General features: G+C 61.9%; 17 protein-coding genes. 9 read left to right on the top strand and 8 right to left on the bottom strand.

All coding sequences use genetic code 11. From position 1 onward, the window contains the following. Nucleotides 1–2: 2 nt before the first annotated feature. The 8 genes from K6301_RS23655 to tssH all read right to left on the bottom strand — a co-directional run bounded on the left by K6301_RS23655 (nt 3) and on the right by tssH (nt 9,361). Nucleotides 3–791 (bottom strand): HNH endonuclease, encoded by a 789-nt coding sequence (locus tag K6301_RS23655; RefSeq protein WP_247221270.1) that lies wholly within the window; start codon nt 789–791, stop codon nt 3–5. Next, on the bottom strand, nt 791–1,234 hold the full coding sequence (locus K6301_RS23650) for a hypothetical protein (protein WP_247221269.1): 444 nt from the start codon (nt 1,232–1,234) through the stop codon (nt 791–793). The genes K6301_RS23655 and K6301_RS23650 overlap by 1 nt, the downstream gene beginning before the upstream one ends. Continuing rightward, nucleotides 1,221–1,766, bottom strand: coding sequence for a DUF4123 domain-containing protein (locus tag K6301_RS23645; protein WP_247221268.1), 546 nt, complete (start codon nt 1,764–1,766; stop codon nt 1,221–1,223). The genes K6301_RS23650 and K6301_RS23645 overlap by 14 nt, the downstream gene beginning before the upstream one ends. A 7-nt stretch (nt 1,767–1,773) precedes the next feature. Beyond that, nucleotides 1,774–4,122: a type VI secretion system Vgr family protein gene (locus tag K6301_RS23640; protein WP_247221267.1), complete on the bottom strand. Its 2,349-nt coding sequence runs from the start codon at nt 4,120–4,122 to the stop codon at nt 1,774–1,776. 30 nt (nt 4,123–4,152) lie between these two features. Continuing rightward, nucleotides 4,153–4,881: a hypothetical protein gene (locus K6301_RS23635; protein ID WP_247221266.1), complete on the bottom strand. Its 729-nt coding sequence runs from the start codon at nt 4,879–4,881 to the stop codon at nt 4,153–4,155. Nucleotides 4,882–5,044: 163 nt separating this feature from the next. Then, nucleotides 5,045–6,118 carry a hypothetical protein gene (locus K6301_RS23630; RefSeq protein ID WP_247221264.1) on the bottom strand — a complete coding sequence of 358 codons (1,074 nt, stop codon included), beginning with the start codon at nt 6,116–6,118 and terminating at the stop codon, nt 5,045–5,047. Nucleotides 6,119–6,215: 97 nt separating this feature from the next. Next, a complete protein-coding gene (locus tag K6301_RS23625) occupies nt 6,216–6,692 on the bottom strand; it encodes an Hcp family type VI secretion system effector (protein WP_247221263.1) in 477 nt (158 codons plus the stop codon). 62 nt (nt 6,693–6,754) lie between these two features. Continuing rightward, the gene (tssH, locus tag K6301_RS23620; protein ID WP_425475439.1) at nt 6,755–9,361 is read right to left on the bottom strand and encodes a type VI secretion system ATPase TssH; all 2,607 of its coding nucleotides are present in this window, start codon (nt 9,359–9,361) and stop codon (nt 6,755–6,757) included. Nucleotides 9,362–9,606: 245 nt separating this feature from the next. Here tssH and K6301_RS23615 point away from each other — a divergent pair, with 245 nt between their 5' ends. The 9 genes from K6301_RS23615 to K6301_RS23575 are packed head-to-tail and all read left to right on the top strand — an operon-like array spanning nt 9,607 to nt 19,683. Beyond that, nucleotides 9,607–10,662: a type VI secretion system protein TssA gene (locus K6301_RS23615; protein WP_247221261.1), complete on the top strand. Its 1,056-nt coding sequence runs from the start codon at nt 9,607–9,609 to the stop codon at nt 10,660–10,662. 25 nt (nt 10,663–10,687) lie between these two features. Then, a complete protein-coding gene (tssB, locus tag K6301_RS23610) occupies nt 10,688–11,224 on the top strand; it encodes a type VI secretion system contractile sheath small subunit (RefSeq protein WP_247221260.1) in 537 nt (178 codons plus the stop codon). Next, nucleotides 11,224–12,711 carry a type VI secretion system contractile sheath large subunit gene (gene tssC / locus K6301_RS23605; protein ID WP_425475418.1) on the top strand — a complete coding sequence of 496 codons (1,488 nt, stop codon included), beginning with the start codon at nt 11,224–11,226 and terminating at the stop codon, nt 12,709–12,711. The genes tssB and tssC (K6301_RS23605) overlap by 1 nt, the downstream gene beginning before the upstream one ends. Before the next feature lie 7 nt (nt 12,712–12,718). Continuing rightward, nucleotides 12,719–14,146 carry a type VI secretion system contractile sheath large subunit gene (gene tssC, locus K6301_RS23600; RefSeq protein ID WP_247221259.1) on the top strand — a complete coding sequence of 476 codons (1,428 nt, stop codon included), beginning with the start codon at nt 12,719–12,721 and terminating at the stop codon, nt 14,144–14,146. Between the two features lies 1 nt (nt 14,147). Continuing rightward, entirely contained in the window at nt 14,148–14,990 is an 843-nt protein-coding gene (locus K6301_RS23595) for a type VI secretion system accessory protein TagJ (RefSeq protein WP_247221258.1), read from the top strand. Beyond that, entirely contained in the window at nt 14,980–15,486 is a 507-nt protein-coding gene (gene tssE, locus K6301_RS23590; protein ID WP_247221257.1) for a type VI secretion system baseplate subunit TssE, read from the top strand. Before K6301_RS23595 ends, tssE begins: the two co-directional genes overlap by 11 nt. Beyond that, nucleotides 15,483–17,333 (top strand): type VI secretion system baseplate subunit TssF, encoded by a 1,851-nt coding sequence (gene tssF, locus K6301_RS23585; protein WP_247221256.1) that lies wholly within the window; start codon nt 15,483–15,485, stop codon nt 17,331–17,333. Before tssE ends, tssF begins: the two co-directional genes overlap by 4 nt. Then, on the top strand, nt 17,330–18,433 hold the full coding sequence (gene tssG / locus K6301_RS23580) for a type VI secretion system baseplate subunit TssG (protein ID WP_247221255.1): 1,104 nt from the start codon (nt 17,330–17,332) through the stop codon (nt 18,431–18,433). The genes tssF and tssG overlap by 4 nt, the downstream gene beginning before the upstream one ends. Further along, on the top strand, nt 18,430–19,683 hold the full coding sequence (locus tag K6301_RS23575; protein WP_247221254.1) for an FHA domain-containing protein: 1,254 nt from the start codon (nt 18,430–18,432) through the stop codon (nt 19,681–19,683). The genes tssG and K6301_RS23575 overlap by 4 nt, the downstream gene beginning before the upstream one ends. Nucleotides 19,684–19,687 lie beyond the last annotated feature (4 nt).

Below are 19,687 nucleotides of genomic sequence, written 5' to 3'. Positions count from 1 at the left end.
CATCAGAAGACGGGATCTGCCGCGATACTATGTCCGCCATCGTGCGGAACGATGGCGTCGTGGTGGGTGGAGTCCACAAGATACATTGTGGTGCCGTCATCCCCGTGGTGCCAGGTATAACCATCGGGCGTGTCCGCCCTGCCGGTCGCCGCATTGGCCAGACGATCATCCGTGGCACGGTTCCCGGTCATCTCGATCGACGCACTACTTTTCCCGTCCGCGAGATACTTCTGCATGTCGGGATGTTCGAAATCGGGATAGCCATCCTTGAATTGGTAGGTATTGCCGTCCACGGTGTATTTGCCGTTGCCGGGATCGGCGGGGTTCTCCCACTGGCCTCGCTTCGGCGTCATGCTGCCGTACTTGTTGTTGCAGCGCTTGCAGTTTTGTCGCCGCGCCTGTTTCACGGCATCGGCGGCTCGCTGTCGCATACCGCGCATGCTTTCCACGAGCTTGGCGCCGCGCTGCGCCAAGCCGGCGATCTTACTCCCGCGCAGCCAGGAGCGGATACCCATCTGGATGCCGCGAATGGGCTTTGCCACAGCGTCGCCCGCATAGGGGACGGCGGATGCACCATCGAGCACAAAACCGAAATAATCGCCGCGCGTCCAGCTTATCGCAGCGTTCGCGCCATCTGCGATCCCGGTCGGATCGACGATGCCCGCGACGCCGAGCCCGGTCTGCGTGGCATCCAGCGCCGCCTCGCGGTCCATGCCCGCACGCTGGACGCCGATGTCGTTCAATTCGGAGCGGGCACTGCCGTAGCCCTGCTGCGAGAGCGAGTTACCCATCAGTTCACCGTCAGGTTGATATGCTGCACGCGCGACCAGTCGACTTTTTCATCCCAGTAATCCACGTGCCAGTCGTTTCTATCGTCAACATCCTTCAGGACCCTGCGCCAATGCGGCAGGCTTTCATCCGACATCAAGATCTGCGTCTTTTCATCGGGCGACAGGTCGGTCCGCGACAACAGCGTGTCGAACGGACTGAATTCGAAGAAGCGTGGCGTCATCTCCACCATGAGCTCTACGAACCGCAGCAGGGATGGAACGGTGTTCATGCCCCAACGGCGCGCCTCGTCGAGGGCGGCCTCCGCGAGAAGCAGCCGAACTTCGTAGGGCATATCGGCGTAAAGCGCGTTCTTGGCGAACAATTCGTCAGCGGCAATAGAAGCGAGCCTGTCCGGGTCGTTGATGATTGCGGCATCGAACTGGGTTTGGTCAAACTTCAGCATGCAGCGCCTCCAGGATCCGGTTCTCGGCGCCTTGCCGGCCGAACGCCTTTATGTGATCCCAGCCGCCATGCCAGGCGAACAGGGTGTCGAGCTTTAAGAAAAACTGGGCGCGCTGGTCGTCGTTTAACGCCTCGTAATGCGCGGCAAAGACTTTCGCGGTGTAAAAGCGGAAGAACCACATCGTCTCCTCCGGCCCTTCGATGCGGAGAAACTTCTTCAGGTGCAGGCGCACCGCCTCAAAACCATGGGACGACGTGAAGAAGATGCAGGCTCCCATGGGCGCGACGTCGGATGATATCCATTCGAAGGCGTCCGAAAGCGGATCGATCTCAACAAGATAAGGCGCAACGTCGCGCAAGTCGTCAGCACTATCGCCGGAGAACAGCGACGAGAAACGCGCGCCGTAGCCATCCAGAACGACCGGGGCAAACTCGACCTGAGCGGCATCGACAACGGCATACAGGGTCGCGTCGGGACTTTCCTCGGCAATCCTGCGAACCGTGGCGCTGAACGCTTCCGTCTCCTCTGACATGACAGTCTCAACCCTTATTCTTGCATTCTTCGACAAAAGGCTTGTCGGATGACAAGGCGTCCACCTGATCCGGCGAGCCCTTCTCGAAGATAATGCTCGGCGATTTGAAGCGTATCTGTTTCGCGCGCAGGGTGATGCCGCTCGCATCGATCGTAATGCTGCCACCCGGCCCCGCCACCACGACTTTCTCCTTTGCGAGCACCGTATGCTTCTTCGTGCGCGAAAAGATGCTCTTCTTCGCCTCAATATCCAGGTCTTCGCCGATCAATTCCTTTTTCTTCTTGCCCACCGAAACGGAGTAGGTGTGCCCGACAACGGAATTCTTGTAGAGACCGATCTGCTCTGTCCTTGCCACGCCCACCGTATCGGACCGGAATTTTTCCACAATGACGCTGAGCGTGCCGGAGCCCGGCAGGAGCTTGGACAACAAGTTTCCTATGGCATTGCCTTTTCCGGCAAGATCGGCACCTCCGACGGAACGATGGTTGCCGGCGCCATTGAACGCGGAGTTCGCTGTCATCGCCAATTGCTCGGCGACCTGCCCCACCTTCGCGACGGCGCCGGCGAAGGATGTCAGGTCCTGGCTTCCGACCTGACCGGAATTTTTCTGCATGAACTGGCCCCCGGCGGAGACCACCGTACTGAGCATGCTCAGTAATCCTGCCCCCTTGCCGCCGACGGAAAGGGTGCGGTTTCCGGCAATCCGCTCCTGGTGATTGCCGCCTACGTCGATATTCTTGTTCTTGCCCACACTTTCGATTTCATGGGCTTCCACGCGCTTGGATCGATTGTTCAGGACCTTGATCGTCTGATCCTTCTGGGCATGAAGAAACACGTTTTCCATGCCCTTCTCATCCTCGAAGGAAAGTTCATTGAAGCCTTGGCCCTTGTGGGTGTTGGTGCGGAAAGTGCTCTTCGTCTTGTTGCCGGGAAGCAGATAAGGAACCTTCTGCTGCGGATTGGCCGAAAGCCCAGCGACGATCGGCCGGTCTGGATCGCCGTTCTCGCAGAAGACGAGGGCTTCCATTCCAATGCGCGGCACGATCTGCCCGCCCCAGCCGGCCCCTGCCCAGTTCTGCACCACGCGCATCCAGCACGTGTCCGATCCATCCTTTTTGGCGTCTCGGTCCCAGGGAAACCAGACCTTCACCCGGCCATATTCGTCGCAGTGGATTTCCTCACCCGCCGGCCCCGCAATGATGGCGATCTGGCTGCCCTCCACGCGCGGCTGCGCCACGGTCCTGTGCGGCGTGGCCGGCAGATCGGCCGGCAAGGCCTCGAAACGATTGGAGTAGCTCGGAGTGCCGGATCCCGTCTCATAGCTCGTATCTTCCGCAAAGTGCTCGATAGCAACGATAACGGCCGTCTCATAGGTTTCGGCGCCGGCACCGACTTCGTAAGGCGTGAACTTGCGCCCCGGCGACAGCCACCGGACCGTCGAGGCACCGAAGATGCGTTGATGATCCGCCTCGATCGCCTGGTTGCGCAATTTCATCGCCTTTTCGGCGGTCTCGTTCGACATCGCACGCGCGGGAAACTCATAGAGTTCCTGGCTCGTGTTCTTTGACAGCGGAACGAGCGAGGGTGTGGCATTGCCCGGCACGATCGTCGGAGTTTCGAAGTTCCAGTCGCGCCCTGCCCGTTTGCCGGGCTTGAAAGTGAAGCGCCGTTTCCATTCGGAGATCTGATCGCGATCGCTCGATCCGCGCGCCAGCCGGACCGGCCCCTCGCCGCCGCCCTGCCCGCCACCTTCGTTGATGCCCTTGTCCCAACCGCTGGCATGCGATGCGATAACCATCTGGTGTGCACCGCTCTCATGACGGAACCAGTAGAAAAGCCCGTCCTCCTGGAGGCGCCGGAGCAGGTAGTCGAGGTCCGTCTCGTTCCACTGAACGGAATAGTGGCGTTGCGGCGGCTGGTCGACGACGCCTCCAATGTCCGCAGCGCGAATGCCATGCTCGGACAGCAGCGTACTGACGACGTCAAGCGACGTCTTGTCCAGCCAGATGCGGCAGTTGGTGCGTTGTGACAGCAGCCAGGCGTGGGGACGCATGGTGAGCGTGTAGTGGCGAAACTCCCGGCTGACCTTCGATTCCTCCTCGAGGCCGACCACAAGGCCATTCCAGCCGCGTTCGGCTGCATTGCCATGCCGGTTCATCGTCACATCGATCAATTCGCCGATCAGTTCATCCGCCTTGATGTCCGTGCGCTTCGCACGCACGGTGATCTCGAAGTGAAAAAGCTCGTTTACCCGCTCAACACCGGAGAGTCGCTCAAGCAGAAGCGCGTCATCTCCAAGCGGCGTCATGATCTTCATCATGCGCGGGGACTGGATGTAGCTGGCCATTACGTTCATTGCTTCAGTTCCTTCAGCCACGCCACGGGGCTATTTGTCCCGATGCTTCACCGCTTCGACATAGGCGATGGTGACTTCCGAGGTCAGCGCGCGGAGGCGCTCGCCATAGGCCTTCGAAAGTTCCTCGGACCATTTCCGCCCGGCAGCGCTTTCGTAGAACGCCAGCAGACCGCGAACCTGCTCCGCATCGAGCCCCATCAGCAGGATGCGCTGGCGATCGCGTTCGACGTCACGAGCCATTTGCGTCTTCGGATAGGCATCACCCTTGCCGACCGTGGCATAGGCTTGCTGGATGCCGTCCTTCCACTGGTCGTCCGGCACCCGGTTCAGCGATTGAGGCCCGTCGAGAAGCACCGACCGAACGATATGCGTAAAAACGCCAAGCGCCCTCGCGTTTTGCTCGGCCAGGGCGACGGACACCCTCAGGTCGGCAAGGCGCTCCAGTTCGGCTTTGTCCGGTCTCGCGTCGTAGACCGGACCGAGCTCCCTCAGGAAGGCTTCGCTTCTGCCCGCGCGTTCCGCCGCCTGCCACATCTCACGCTGACCGGAGATTAGCGTCTCCGCCTGTGAGATGAGGGCGACATCCTGCGGCGCAAAGGCTTTAACCTGCGCCTCGATCTCCGCATTGCGTTCCGGCGCCCTGAGCCCTTCATCCAGGACCGTGCGAAAACGATCGAGCTCCGGCCCCATCCTGTCCCTGAACTGGAAATCGAACTCGGCCGCCATGGAGTCGGGCGCGGCCTTCATGCTTTCGAGCATCAGCGGCGCTTCCTCGAAACGAAGGAGCGTTCGGACCTTGTTGCTGGTTTCACCGGGATTGGACAAGGCGACGGGCGTTTGTGCCCACGTTGCCGCAGGGACCGACGCAAACGATAGCGCCCCGGCCAGAACCATACCGATGCAAACGGTCCGCATGGCCACCTCAGTGAAACGCCGTTGCCAGCGGGTTCCTCGGGCGCATCACGTCGCCGATCTGCTCTAGAATGCGCTGCGCGCTCTGCAACTCCACGTTTCGCGTGGCCGGCGTGAGATCGAAGAAGCCCTGGTCGCGGAAGAATGGGCGGTTGTTGTAAAGGCTCTTGTGCAGGACATCGATCCGATCGCGAACCTTGCTGCCGGGCCCGTTGATCTCCACGCTGTAGGATGTGTTCTGGCCCTGCCGCGGAAAATTGGCGCGTGACCTGTACTGCTGCGGATAGTGCTGGCCGTCACGCGGCATGACCTCGATGGGCGTGCGTTTCGTGGAGACCGGTACCGCGCCTACCTTCGCGGCGAGCATTGGATTGGACGGCGTCTCGGTCACCCGCTCGACGACGAAGTCCGAGTTGAGGATGTCCGCCATGAAGAACGACAGTTCCATCTTGTTGGCGAGCGTCTGCTCGTTGATGCAGCCGAGTGGCGGCGGATTGTAGAAGCTCGCCTGTTCGAGTTGCTGGACGAGGCGGTCTTTCTCCGCAGTGCTGGCGTCGCTGTCGCGAATGGCGACGGCCGTCTCGTGTGCGCATATCGCATTCGTATCGACGAAATCCTCCACGCGCGTGAAATAGTTGATCGCACTGGCCGACGGCACGACCGCGGACGACGTCATGGCCTTGAGCGCCGCCTGCTGGATTTCCTTGCCGATGCGGCTCCGGCTCTCATCGAGCACCTTGCCGATGGCAAACATCGCCGCCTTGTTGGTGGCCGTGAAATGGATGACCTCGAAGGTTCGGTTGAGATTGTATTTGCAGACCGTATCGAGCAGCACCCGGCCGGCAACGACGCGCAGCGAGCTCGTCGCAAGCACGGCCGTGAGCACGCTTCCGGTGGCAATGGACGCCGCCAGGACGAAGAGTTCCGCCTTCGTCTTGTCGTCTTCCTTCTGCTGGTCCCAGGCATTGTTGTAGCTGGAAAATGCTGCGTCGTAAGCACGGACATAGGGGCGGCCGACATTGCGGTTCCAGTGCCGCGCCTTGTTGTCGATTTCTCCCAGATATCTAATGAGACGTTCCGACATGTACATCGCCCTTTCTAGACGTCACGGACAGATGGACCGCGCGCATGGCGCGCGGTCGCGTGCCCGCAAGAACGGCGGGCTACCATGGGGCGGAACGTTATGCCGCGCGGGTGGTCGCAAGATCGTAGGACGCGATCATCGGCGAGCGCGGGTTGTTCGCGTCGTCGTAAGGCGTGTACTTCACTTCCATCTTGGTGAAGTTCAGCGTGATCGTTTCTGTCGGTCGATCACCGGACGAGCCCACATTGTAGGCGGCGATCAGCGTGTTGTGCAGGGTATATTCGATGTAAGTCTGACCTGGGCTGCCCGTCGAAACGAGATGAATGACGGCGCGCTTGCCGACACGGCCGGTGCAGGCCTCCTGGAAGAGCTTGGTCGAGGACGAATCGCTAACCTTGGTCAGGACGACTTCGCTGATCGCAGGCTCCGACGCTTCACGGTTCGCGGCCGAACCGGCCTGCGTGCTCATGTTGCGGTTCACCCGCCAGTTGATGGCGGAAATGTCCATCCAGTTCTTGTGGCTCTCATGGGTCGCGTCCCCGTCGATACCTTCGAGCTGCAGATATATCGGCATAAATCTCTCCGTCTTGATGTCAGGTTCAGTTGCATTCCGCAGTTCATGCCGTCCAAGCGCCATCAGGCGCCTGAACCAGGCTGGAGCACACCCTGCTCCTCGTAGAGCGTGGGTGCGATGACCACGCTGTCGGCGGCTGCTACCTGCAACCTGCCGTCATCGTCGCACATCAGTTGAATGGAAGGGGGGACGCTCTTGCGGGAAAGCGCGTCTAGAAGAAAGTCCGAAAGGGCGGGCAGCACATCGAGCGCGATGGTCGCCTGGATGGCGCGCGCACCGGTATCGCCTGCCCGGCTTCGCAAAATCATGTGCCGCTCGACGGAAGGATCGATGACAAGGTCACTGTCATAGACGGCCTTGATGCGGTCGCGCACCTTCTCCAGCTGCATCGCCACGATACCGGCAAGCGCTGCATCGCCGAGCGGCCTGAAGACCACGGGCGACAAACGCCCGACGAACGCCGGCTTGAAATCCTGCAGCAAGGCCGGGCGGATGGCCTGGAGCAGTGCGTCCGCCGTGTCCGGGAACGTCTCTGGATCGCCGGCAAGAGCCGCGATCTCGGAACTTGCCGTATTGGCCGTCATGATGATGGTGGTGTTGCGGAAATCAACATCCCGCCCCTCGCCATCGCGCAGTGTGCCCTTGTCAAAGACCTGGTAGAACATCTCCTGAATCGAGGGATGCGCCTTTTCCATCTCGTCAAGCAGCAGAACGCCATAGGGGCGCCGGCGCACCGCCTCGGTCAGCACGCCGCCCTCGCCGAAACCGACATAGCCGGCAGGCGCACCGAGAAGCTGCGAAGCGCGGTGCTCTTCCTTGTACTCGGACATGTTTAGCACTGTCAGATATTGCGGCCCGCCATAGAGCGCGTCCGCAATCGCATGCGCGGTCTCCGTCTTGCCAACGCCGGACATCCCGAGAAAGAGGAAAACGGCGGGCGGCTTGGATGCATCAGACAGGCCCACCTTGGCGATCTTCAGCATGCGGGCAATTTGGCCGATCGCCTGATCCTGCCCCTTCACGCGTGCGGACAGGCGGTCTTCAAGCGATCGCGCCACCTCGATCTGGTCGGCCAGCAACTTTCCAGCAGGAATTCCGGTCGCGCGCGCGATCAGCGACGCAACGAGCTCCTGGTCCACGCTGTGGTGGCGCAGGGGCGCATCTCCCTGCAACGTACGCAAGGCATCGAGCGTGTGCTGCACATCGCCGTCGTCCGACGGCATCGTCCTTGCCGCGTCGAGTTCGGAGAGCTTGGCATCTTCCAGCGCAAGACGCCGCTCGACATCGGCGATGTCCTGACATGTCCTTTCGAGCGCTGCTTCCAGCGCGGGCCGGCGGCGCGCCGCTTTCAGCGACAGCCTGTCCTTACGCGATAATGCAAGCTCCGTCGCCAGGAGATCGCGCTCGGCAATCAACGCCCTGAGCTCGAAAGGCTGGGAGCCATGGCTAACCGCCACAGCCGCTGCGGCCGTATCGAGAAGGCTCACAGCCTTGTCGGGCAGCTGACGGGACGGAATATAGCGTGCCGACAGCGTCACCGCAGCCTCAAGCCCGTCTTCCGTAATCGTCACGCCATGGTGTTTTTCCAGAAGCGGCGCGACTGCCCGCAGGATCCGCACCGCCGTGCGGATATCCGGTTCGTCGACGCGCACCGGTTCGAAGCGGCGGGTGAGCGCCGGGTCCTTCTCGATGTACCGCTTGTATTCACTCCAGGTCGTTGCCGCGATTGTGCGCAGTTCGCCCCGGGCCAGCGCCGGTTTCAGGAGGTTTGCGGCGTCGTTCTGGCCGGCCTGGTTGCCCGCGCCGATGAGCGTGTGGGCTTCATCGATGAACAGGATGATCGGCTGGCGCGCCGTCTTCACCTCATCGATAACCCCCTTCAGACGCCGCTCGAACTCGCCCTTGACGCTCGCGCCCGCCTGGAGAAGCGCCAGGTCCAAGACCTGCACTCGAACGTCCTTGAGGCGCTCGGGAACATCGCCGGCAACCACCGCCATGGCAAAAGCTTCGGCGATCGCTGTCTTGCCGACCCCGGCTTCTCCAAGAAGGATCGGATTGTTCTGGCGCCGGCGCAGCAGCACATCGACGACCTGTGCGAGTTCGCGCTCGCGCCCGATGACGGGATCGAGCAAACCTTTTTCTGCGAGGTCCGTCAGATCTGTCGCGTATTCGGCAAGAAATTTTCCCGCGGTTTCTGCCGATGTGCCTGCGGCCGAAGAAGAGGTCTCCGTGCTTTTCGCGTCAAGGCTTGAGATCCATTCCGCCACAATCGGGCATGACTTGGAAAGCGCGAGGAAAACACCGGGCTCAGACCGCACGGCGGCAAGAATCGAGACAATATCGAGACGTGCCGCCCCTTGGAGCGAAGCATCCATCCACGCCTTGGAAAGTAGTTCGACAAAATCATCGTCGAAGGCCGGTACAGAGGCATTTCCTCTCGGCTTTCGGGAAAGAGCAGACGCAATTTCAGATTGCACATCCCGTCTGTTCGCGCCGCTCAGATCAAACGTGAGGACCGATTCGGAGCCGTCAAGCAACGCTGACACGAAATGCAAAAGGCCTACTGTGTGATGCGTCGACGCGACCGCTAAAGCGATCGCTTTTTCAACGCCTTGAGTTGCATCGCGATCCAATTTCAGGATCAGCGATCGAACGTCGACACCGGTCATGGAAGCTCCCATCCCTTCAACCTCACGCAGAAAAGGTTGTGGTTGAATGCGTCTAAAATGTGGCGTCACCGTATTATGACAGAATAGCGACAATCTATCGATCAGTATGCTTACGCAATATAGCGGCTTAGCGTTCTATTATTTGGTCTCGATCTCAATTCTGCCTAAATCTGAACTACCATTTATTATTAGGAATTCGTAATGAACGTACCTATTAACATGGCTGCTGGGGCTATACTTAAGACATGGCAAGGTCCGGTGAACACGCGAAAAAATACACTGACATTCGAGATGAAAGGGCACATGCGCGCAGCGTTGAAAGAGGCGCCCTGAATGCCGGTGAAAGCCTCACGACGACCGTCCGGAACTGGGATGGCGTGCGTCGGGATGCGCGCGCTTTGGCCGCATCGGATGTCCCCGATGTGGAGGTCCTGGCGTGGCTGATGGAGGCTGAAATACGCCTTTCCGGCTTCGCCGGCATGGCCGAAGCGTGCCGCCTTTCGGTACAACTGATACAACCGAAATGGCCCGATGTGTTTTCTGCGGACGCCACCGATCCCGGCATGCTGATGGAGCCGTTTTCCGGGCTCAACGGCATCGGCAACGAGGGCAGCCTCATCCAGCCGATTCGGCTGTCGCCGCTCCTTCCCGGCTATCCCTACGGCACCATGAATCTGTGGCAATGGCAGCGTGCGGAGCGGGACGCGAACGGTGTGGATGCGGCAAGTTTCAACGAGGCGATCTCGGCCGTGTCTGCGGAGGATCTTCACAGGCACATCGCGCACATCGTGGATTGCCGCACGGCATTTTCCGAAATGACCAGCGCTTTCGAAGAACTCTGCGGTCCTGCCGCCCCCAGCAGTTCCTTTACACTTGCGGTGCTGGAGGAGGCCGAGCAGGCAGGCCGGAGGATCTATCTGCAAGCGACGGGCACGGATTTCGCAATGGATGCCGCCGCCGGGAAGGACGGCGAGCGGCAGGCGCGGCGCGAACCCGTTTTCGACAGCGTGATCCCCTTATCGCCAACGGTTGCTTCCAGTGCAGCCGCACCTGTGGCCGTCGATGCGCGGCCTCGTGACGTCCAGACCCGCGAGGAAGCGTTCGCCGAACTGCTCAAGATCGCGAGCTTCTTCCGCCGGACCGAGCCACATTCGCCGATTTCATACTCGATCGAAACCATGGTCCGGAGGGGGCGCATGGCGCTGCCCGATCTTCTGGCCGAACTTGTTCCGGACCCCGATCTCAGGGGCCGGATCCTGACGACCGCAGGCATACAGAATCCCGAAAACACAGGTGTTTGAAACGCCATAGCTGGAGGCTTGAACCATGGCAGAAAGTATTCACAACAAGTTGGAGCGGGTGCGCAAGCCGCGGGTCCACATCAAATACGAGGTGGAGACCGAGGGCGCAGTCGTGGAGAAGGAACTGCCCTTCGTCGTGGGTGTGCTCGGGGATTTCTCCGGCGACCAGCGGGAGGCCCTTCGCCCCTTCAACGAGCGAAAGTTCGTCCAGGTCGATCGTGACAACTTCAACGAGGTGATGAGCCGCTTCAAGCCGGGCCTCAACATCCGCGTGAAGAATCACCTTTCCGACGGCGCCAACGACATTGCCGTCCAGCTTTCCTTCGAGCGCATGGAAGATTTCGAACCGGAGGGCATCGTCGAACAGGTCCCGGCCCTCAAGTCGCTCCTGAATGCCCGAAACGAGCTGCGCGATCTGTTGACCAAGGCCGATCGCTCGGAACGACTGGAGGGCCTCCTGGAGGAGGTGCTGCAGAATCACGAGGGTCTCGCACGTTTTGCCGAGGAACTCGAAAAACAGGATGCGAAGGACCGTGACACCAGCGAGGGAGATAAAAACTGATGGCACAGGCACACGGAGCAGCGCAGGCCCTAGAGCCGCAACAGGAAATCCTTGATCCGGCAACCTTGCTGGACATGGCGATTTCCGCCACCAAGCAGACCCAGCCGGACCGCACCCGTGCGCTTCTGCGCACCCTCGTGCAGGAGGCCCTCACCGGCACCGTCACCTACGACCGCAACCTCACGATCACGATCAATGGGGCCATCGCACGCATCGACGCTCTGCTGTCACGCCAACTCGCCGAGATCATGCACGACGAGAAATTCCTCAAGCTCGAGGGCAGCTGGCGCGGCCTGCATTATCTCGTCAAAAACACCGAGACGAGCGCCAACTTGAAGATCCGTGTGCTGAACGCCGGCAAGCGCGAGATCATGAAGGACCTCGCCAAGTCGGTGGAGTTCGACCAGAGCCACCTCTTCCGTGCGGTCTACGAAAGCGAATTCGGCACACCGGGCGGCGAGCCCTACGGCGCCCTTGTCGGCGATTACCAGTGGACCAACCATCCGGAAGACATCCAGGCGCTGCAAGGCATATCCGGCGTGGCGGCTGCGGGCTTCACGCCATTTGTTTCCGCCGCCGGAGCCGGCCTCTTTGGCTTCGACGATTTCCGCGAGCTGTCGCGCCCGCGTGATCTCGAGAAGATCTTTACGACCGCCGAATACACGAAATGGCGCTCCTTCCGTGAAAGCGACGATTCCCGCTTCGTGACGCTTGTCATGCCGAGCGTTCTCGCCCGTCTGCCCTATGGTTCCGATACGCAGCGCATTGAGGCCTTCGACTACGACGAAAACATCGATTCGCCCGGCCGGCAGCTCGATCACAACGATTACTGCTGGATGAACGCGTCCTACGTGATGGGCGCCCGGCTGACCGCCGCTTTCGCCAAATCCGGCTGGTGCACAGCTATTCGCGGCGCGGAGAACGGCGGCAAGGTCGAGGACCTGCCGGTACACGTCTTTCAGAGCGATGACGGGGACCTGGATCTGCAGTGCCCGACCGAAATCGGCATCACCGACCGGCGCGACGCCGAGCTTGCCAAGCTCGGTTTCCTGCCGCTCTCGCACTACAAGAACACCGACTACGCGGTGTTCTTCGGTGCGCAGACGGCACATAAGCCGAAGAAGTACGACCGCCCGGAGGCGACGGCCAACGCGGCAATTTCCGCACGCCTGCCCTATCTGATGGCGACGTCGCGTTTTGCGCACTACCTCAAGGTCATCGGTCGCGACAAGATCGGCTCGTTCATGGAAGTCGACGATTGCGAAGCTTGGCTAAATCGCTGGATCTCCAACTACGTCAACGCCAATGACGGCGCCGGCGAGGAGACCAAGGCGCGCTATCCGCTGCGGGAAGCACGCGTCGAGGTCAAGGAAATTCCCGGCATGCCCGGCGCCTATCACGCCATTGCCCATATGCGGCCCTGGCTGCAGCTCGAAGAGCTGACGACGTCGCTGCGCATGGTGGCGCGCATACCGCAAAAGCGCTGAGGCAGACATGCTCCAGTCCGCGCCCGAAAGCCGGGCGGCAGGCCGTGGCGTCCCGATCCATGAATCGGGCGCCATCCCCGCCGCAGTGACTGCGCATCGCTTCGAAGACGAGGCGGCGCGCATCAACCGGCTGATCGCCGATATCGACGACCTGCTGAACGACCAGGTCAACGCAATCCTTCATCACCCGCGGGTGAAGGCGCTGGAGGCGGCGTGGCGCGGGCTGAAGCTCGTCGTCGATCAGGCAGCGCCGGGGCGCGGTGACGTCAAGATCAAGGCCATCAACGTTTCCTGGAAGGAACTCGAACGCGATGCGGTGAGGGCGGGCGATTTTGATCGCTCTCATCTCTTCGAACTGATCTACACAAACGAATTCGGCATGCCGGGCGGCGAGCCCTTCGGCCTGCTGATCGGCGCCTACGAACTGAAGGGGCGTGCCGACGAAACCGACGACGTCTACCTGCTCAAACATCTCGGCGGGATCGCCGCTGCGGCCTTCTGCCCGTTCATTGCGGGCGCTGCACCGGAGATGTTCGGTCTCGACAGTTTTGCCGACATGGAGCCGGTCTTTTCGCTGCGCGGCATTTTCGACACGCCCGACCACCTGCGCTGGCGCCAGATGCGCCGCACGCCGGACATGCGCTTTGCCGGGCTGACATTGCCGCGCGTCCTGTTGCGCCCGGCTTATCAGCCGCACACGAGACGCCGGATGGACAGCTTCCTGTTCGAGGAAGAGATCGACAGCGACGGCAATGCCCTGCTCTGGGGGCCGGCCTGCTTCGCCCTTAGCTCGATCATGATCCGCCGCTTTCTGGAAAGCGGATGGTTCGCCGATATCCGCGGCGCGGTACAGGATGAAGACGGGGCTGGCATGGTCTCCTTCCTCCCAACGCATGACTTCGGCACCGAACATCACGGCGCCTCGCGCCAGCCGCCTGTCGACATGCGGCTCAACAGCATGCAGGAGCTCGAACTCAGCGAACTCGGCTTCGTGCCGGTCGTCGCCCTGCCCTATACGAGCCATCTCGTCTTCAACACCAACCCGTCGCTGCACGAGCCGGAGCGTTACGACCGGCTTGCGGCAAACCAGAACGCGCGGCTTGCCGCCATGTTGCAATACGTGATGTGCGCATCCCGGTTCGCCCATTGCCTGAAGGCGCTCATGCGCGACCGGATTGGCCGCGTTGAATCGCCGGAGGCGATGCGCGACAAGCTGGAGGCCTGGCTGTCCCGTTATACGATCGGCAATTCCGACGCCTCCGAAGAATTCAAGATCGCCTACCCGCTGCGCAATGCGCGTGCGGATGTGCGCGAACTGCCGGGTCGCCCCGGCGTGCTCGGCTGCACCATCCATCTGCAGCCCCATTTCCAGCTCGACGATGTCGCCGCCACCAGCTTCCAGCTCGTTGCGGAGATGATGGAGGAGGCCCGCTGACATGACGTTTTCTGCCAATGCACTGCAACCGAACCCGTCGGCATCCACCGTCGCATCCGCCCTTTCGGATGGTGATCTCGACACGGCGCTCGCTCTTGCACGCACCGCTGTGAAGGCCGCGCCATCGTGCGCCGATGCCCGACTGCTGCTCGCCGAGCTGAACCTCCTGGCCGGCGAGCTGGAGAAAGCCGACCTGCATGCCCATGCCGCCGGTCTGCATCGGCCGGAATGGGTGCCCGGCCTGTCGGTATTCCGCGCGCACCTGCGCGGCCTTCACGCCCGACAGTCTTTTTATGAGCGGGCGACGCTTCCTGCCTTTGCCGGAGAACCGACGGAAGGCGACCGCCTTTCGATGCATCTTGCCGTCGCTGCCGCCGACGGCGAACCGGAAGCGATCACCCTGGCACGCGAGGCCGTACTGGCGAGCCCGGCGCGGGTCCTTGCGAGCCTTGACGGAGCGGCAGCGGAAGCCTTTTTCGGTCTAGACGATCGAATCGTCCGCACCATCGAGGCTGTCTCGGCGGGCGGTGACTATTTGCGCATCGATGTCGAGAAGATCGAGCGCATCATCTTCGATACGTCTGCCCCGCGCCGCCCGCGCCACGCCGCGCTCCGGCCCGCACGCATCCTCCTCAAAACGGGCGACGGCGCCGATTGCGCCGTGCCGGCGCTTTACCCGACGCCGCCTGGAGAAGCACCGGAGCCTGCCGTCCGTCTCGGACACACCACCGGATGGAAGGATATCCAGGGCATCTCAGTGGGTGTGGGCCAGATCTGCTGGCTGATCGGCGAGGACGTGGTGCCGATGCAGGATATCGGTGAGGTGCGCTTCCATGCTGCGTGAATATGTTCCCGAACTGCCGGATCACCTCCAGACCTCGGTTTTCGACCGGCTGATCGACCCGTCCCCGGACCTGTCGAACGATCCCCTGGAGAGTGCAGCGCAGCGATTTTCCCGGCTGAAGGAAATCTTCCGCCGCGATCTCGAAGCGATTCTCAACACGCGTCGCTGGGTGCACACGACCCCGAAGCCGCTTGGTGAGCTGAGCGATTCGCTTCTGAACTACGGTGTGTCCGATTTCATCGGCGCAAGCGTCATCACGACTGGTGAGCGCGAGCGCATGGCGCTTGCGATCGAGGAAACGATCGCACGGACGGAGCCACGCTTTCACGATGTCCATGTCGAGGTGCTGGAGCCTGCTGATGGCATCGAGCGTGTGTTGCACATGCGCATTTGCGCTGTCGTCACGCTCAGCGAGGGAGCCCGCCCCCTGACGTTCGAAACAGCGCTGGACCCGAGCACCCGCCATTTCTCCGTTTCGGAGCAGAACCGTCGATGAACGCCGCATTCCTCAAATATTACAATGACGAACTGGACCAGTTGCGCGGCAAGGCGCAACGATTTGCCGAACGGCATCCCAAGATCGCCGGCCGTCTGCGCATGTCGCCCAACACAGTGGATGATCCGCATGTCGAGCGCTTGCTGCAAGGTGTCGCCTTCGCCACCGCCCGCGTGCGTCAACGCATCGATGATCACTTTCCCGAGTTGACGGATACGCTTCTCGAAACGCTTTATCCGAATTATCTCGCCCCGTTCCCCTCGACAACCATCGTGCAGGTCGCGCCCGATGCGGACCAGGACGATGTCCGCCGTATGCCGCGCGGCACCGAGATCGAGACGGAGCAGGTGGAGGGCGAGATATGCCGCTTCCGCACCGCCCACGATGTGGATGTCTGGCCGATCGAGATCACCGCCGCGGAATTGACCGGCACGCCGCTGGTCGCCCCGCCGCGACCCGACCTGCCTGCCCAATCCGTCCTTCGGCTCTCGCTAAAAACCACGAAACCCGGCCTTTCGATCAGCGACCTGGCCCCGGACCGTTTGCGCTTTTCACTGCGCGCGCCATGGTCGCAGTCGCTGGCGCTCTACCAGCTCCTGCACCGGTCGACACTTGCCGTCGCATTTGCCGATCACGCCGAGGATGCCAAGGCAATCTTTGCTCCGCCGGCAGCGCTTTCCCTCACCGGCATGGAAGACGACGAGGCGCTGCTTCCGCGCTCGACGCGCGGTTTCAAGGGCTATCAGATCCTGACTGAATTCTTCGGCTTTCCGGAGAAGTTCCTGTTCTTCGATATTTCAGGGTTGGGATCGAAAACACTTGCTGGCGCGAGCAATGCGACACTCGACCTCTTCTTCTATTTCGACCGATGGCTTCCCGATCTTGCCCCGCATGTATCGGCCCAGAGCTTCGCGCTCGGATGCACGCCCGCCGTCAATCTCTTTTCACGCCGGGCCGAACCGATCCGTCTCGATGGCACGCGAACGGAATATGCCGTCGTGCCGGACGCGCGGCGCCACCGGCATCAGGAAGTCTATGCCATCGATCGCGTGGCGCTGACCGGGCGCGACGGCCAGACCGTCGAGGCGCCTGCATTCTTTGGCACGCCTTACGGTCGCGACGCGTCTCATACAGGCAAGGCCGGGCAAACGTCCTCCTCCATCTTCTGGCAATTCCGCCGCACGGCACATGATGACGACAGAGTCCGCGATCACGCGATGCTGTCGATCTTCGACGCTGGCCTCAAGCCGACGAGCGTGCCCGATCACGTGGCGAGCGTCGACGTTACATGCTTCAACCGTGATCTTCCGGCACGGCTGACCTTCGGCTCGGGCCGTCCGCACCTTCAGATATCGTCCGGCCCGGCAGCGGGCATGGCGGTGCGCTGCCTCACGGCGCCGCAGCGCGTGCTTCGGCCGATCGTCCGCGATTCCGGCCACTGGCGCGTCCTGTCGCATCTCAGCCTGAACCATCTCTCGCTTGCCGGCGGCGATGGCGCGAGTGCGGCCGAGACTGCGCAGTCGCTGCGCACGATCCTTCGGCTGTACGATGTACGCCAGGCACCCGAGAGCCGTGCGATGATCGATTGCATCATGGCCGTGTCGAGCGAACCCGCGACCGCCCGGCTCGGCAGCGGCACCGTCGCCCGCGGCCTCGCCGTTCTGATTATCCTCGATCATCGCCAGATCGACGAGGCAAATGCGTATTTCATGGCGCGCGTCCTGGAGCGCTTCTTCGGTCTTTACGCCTCCATCAACAGTTTCATCCGTCTGACGGTCAGGATGGACGACCAGCAGGAGCCTTTGCTCAACGGCGAGCCGATCGCTGGAGAAAGGTGGCTGGCTTGAACGAGCGCGCGTTTCACAGCAACCCGATTTCGGGAGAGCCGATCGCCGGTGATTGGGCCGCACCGCGTGATCCTCGAAGCCTGCTTGGCCGGCTTGCCCAAAAACCCCATCGTTTCGAGCCGTTCCAAGCTCTTCGTCTCATCGAGGCATTTCTGCCCCGCGTGCGCTTTGCAAACAGCATTCGCAAAAGCCATATAGGCCATCCCATCGGGGCGATCACCCAGAGCGCCGAGGACAAGACCGCCACCGTTGATCTCATCGGCCTGATCGGTCCGAAGGGCACGATGCCCACGCCTTATCTCGACCAGGCGATCGTCGAGAAGCGGCGGCGCAACCGTGCCTTCGGCGTGTTCCTCGACATTTTCAGCGACCAGATCATCCGCCTGTTCGGGCGCGCCAGCGAAAAGTACCACCTGGCCGGCCAGCTCAGCCGTGCGCATACCGGCGGGCAGGCGAAACAAGAGCCGGCCATGGTCGACTTCATTTATGCGCTTTGCGGCTTCGGGGCACCGGATCTGCGCGGTCGCCTTTCCCTGCCGGACGACGTGGTCATCTACTATGCCGGGTTGCTGACGCAGCGTCCGCCATCGTGGGTCAACCTCAGGAACCTGCTCGCCGATTTCCTTGGCCTCCCCGTCAATATCCTCCCGTTTCGCACCCGTTGGCTCGATGTGCCCGCGCAGGAGCAAACGTCCCTGAAGGGACCAGCATCTCCGCTGGCCATGCTCGGCAAGACGGCGATCAGCGGCAGCCGGGTCTCCGAATGCCAGTCGCATTTCCGCATCGTCGTCGGCCCCTGCGGTCGTGCCGACTTCGAAAGCTTTTCCGCCGGTTCGAGGCGCCTGCGCCAGGTCGGCGAACTCGTGACGCTGTTCGTCGGGCTCGACAAGACTTTCGATCTACAGGTGATCCTGCGGCGCGAGGACGTGCCCGCTTGCCGGCTCGGCGGCGAGGAACCGGTGACGCTCGGCTGGAACACGTGGCCTGCGAACCTTCCGCTCGATCGCGATCCGGACGAGGCCGTGCACGAGCATGCGGTGCTGACCGCGTCCCTCAGACAGTCAAACGCAAGAATCGGCAGCAGAAAGGAAGACCAATGACACTGACTTTCAACGCCATCCACCGCACCGGCCAGGAAAGTTTCGTCGGGAAGAAAGCGCTCGCGGGCGAAGCCTTCCTGATCGGACGCGGGCCGGACAACGACTGGATTCTCGATGATGAGGATTGCGTCGTCTCGAAACGCCATTGCGTAATAGAGGATAGCGGCGGCGCATACGTGCTGCGCGATACCAGCACGAACGGTGTTTTTCTCAATGGCGTGATCGTCGGCCGCGACAATTGCCGCAGTCTGGCGGACGGAGACTGCATCGAGATCGGCCCGTTTGCCTTCCGTATCGAGATCGAGGGCGATGGTCCCTTGGCAGAAGACAGGACCGCCACGACCGGAACCATGGACATTACCACGCCGGCAATCCCGTTCTCCGGTACCGGAAAGACCGAGGTTACAGGCTCGGGCCTGAAATCGCTTCTCGACGACATCGCCGCCCATGGCGGCACCGCGAGCGGCATTCTTCCCGGCAGCAACGACACCAGCCTGCCACGTGGCGGCGCGGATGACCAGCAGCGCAAGGTCAACAGGATCGGTTGGGATGAACCGCCAGCCATCCGGCCGGTCTCCGAAGCCGGCCGCGACATCGAGGCCGCCGCCGAAATCGCCCTCGAAAAGGCCCTCCTCTCCGCCTCGCTCCCGCAGCGGGAAGACACGCCAGGCTTGAACACGGTCGTGCAACTGTCCGCCGCCGCCTCCGTCCTGCCGTCCGATTGGAACGCCCTCGAACCCGAAAGCCACCAGGACTTGGCCGTGGAGCAGACATCCGGCGCCGCAATCGACCTCGTGCGCACATTCGCGCGGGCAGCCAACCTTCCCGAACCGGAGGTGCTTCGCCTGACGGCGGAGATAGAAGCGGGGCGAATGACGGCTGACGACTTTTTCGCGCATGCCGGGGGACTGTTCAGACAGTGCGCGGTAACGATCGAGGAACGCCTGTCGACCTGCCGTTCGAAAATCCAGTCGCTGGAATACACGATGCCGGCGAAAGCGATCGAGCACGTGCAAGCCGCCATCGAACGCATTCCCGCCGGCGACAGGCCGGCGCCGATCGTTCGCGACCTGCTGTCAGCCGTGCCAGCCCTAGGCGCCAACGGCTCGATACTCGATGACACCGTCAAGCACATGCGCACGCTCGATGCCGCGCTCTTCACCACCCTTCTCAGCGTCTCGGCGCTCTCGTTTGGTCCGCACGAACCGGCGGAAGACGACGCTCTTCCGCTCGCCCGGAAAGCAGGCTGACTTT

Origin of the sequence: Shinella oryzae (assembly GCF_023038235.1) — a bacterium.
GTDB classification, from domain to species: domain Bacteria; phylum Pseudomonadota; class Alphaproteobacteria; order Rhizobiales; family Rhizobiaceae; genus Shinella; species Shinella sumterensis.
Note: the sequence above shows the minus strand (reverse complement) of the source record. Positions and strands in the feature narration are given on the sequence as shown.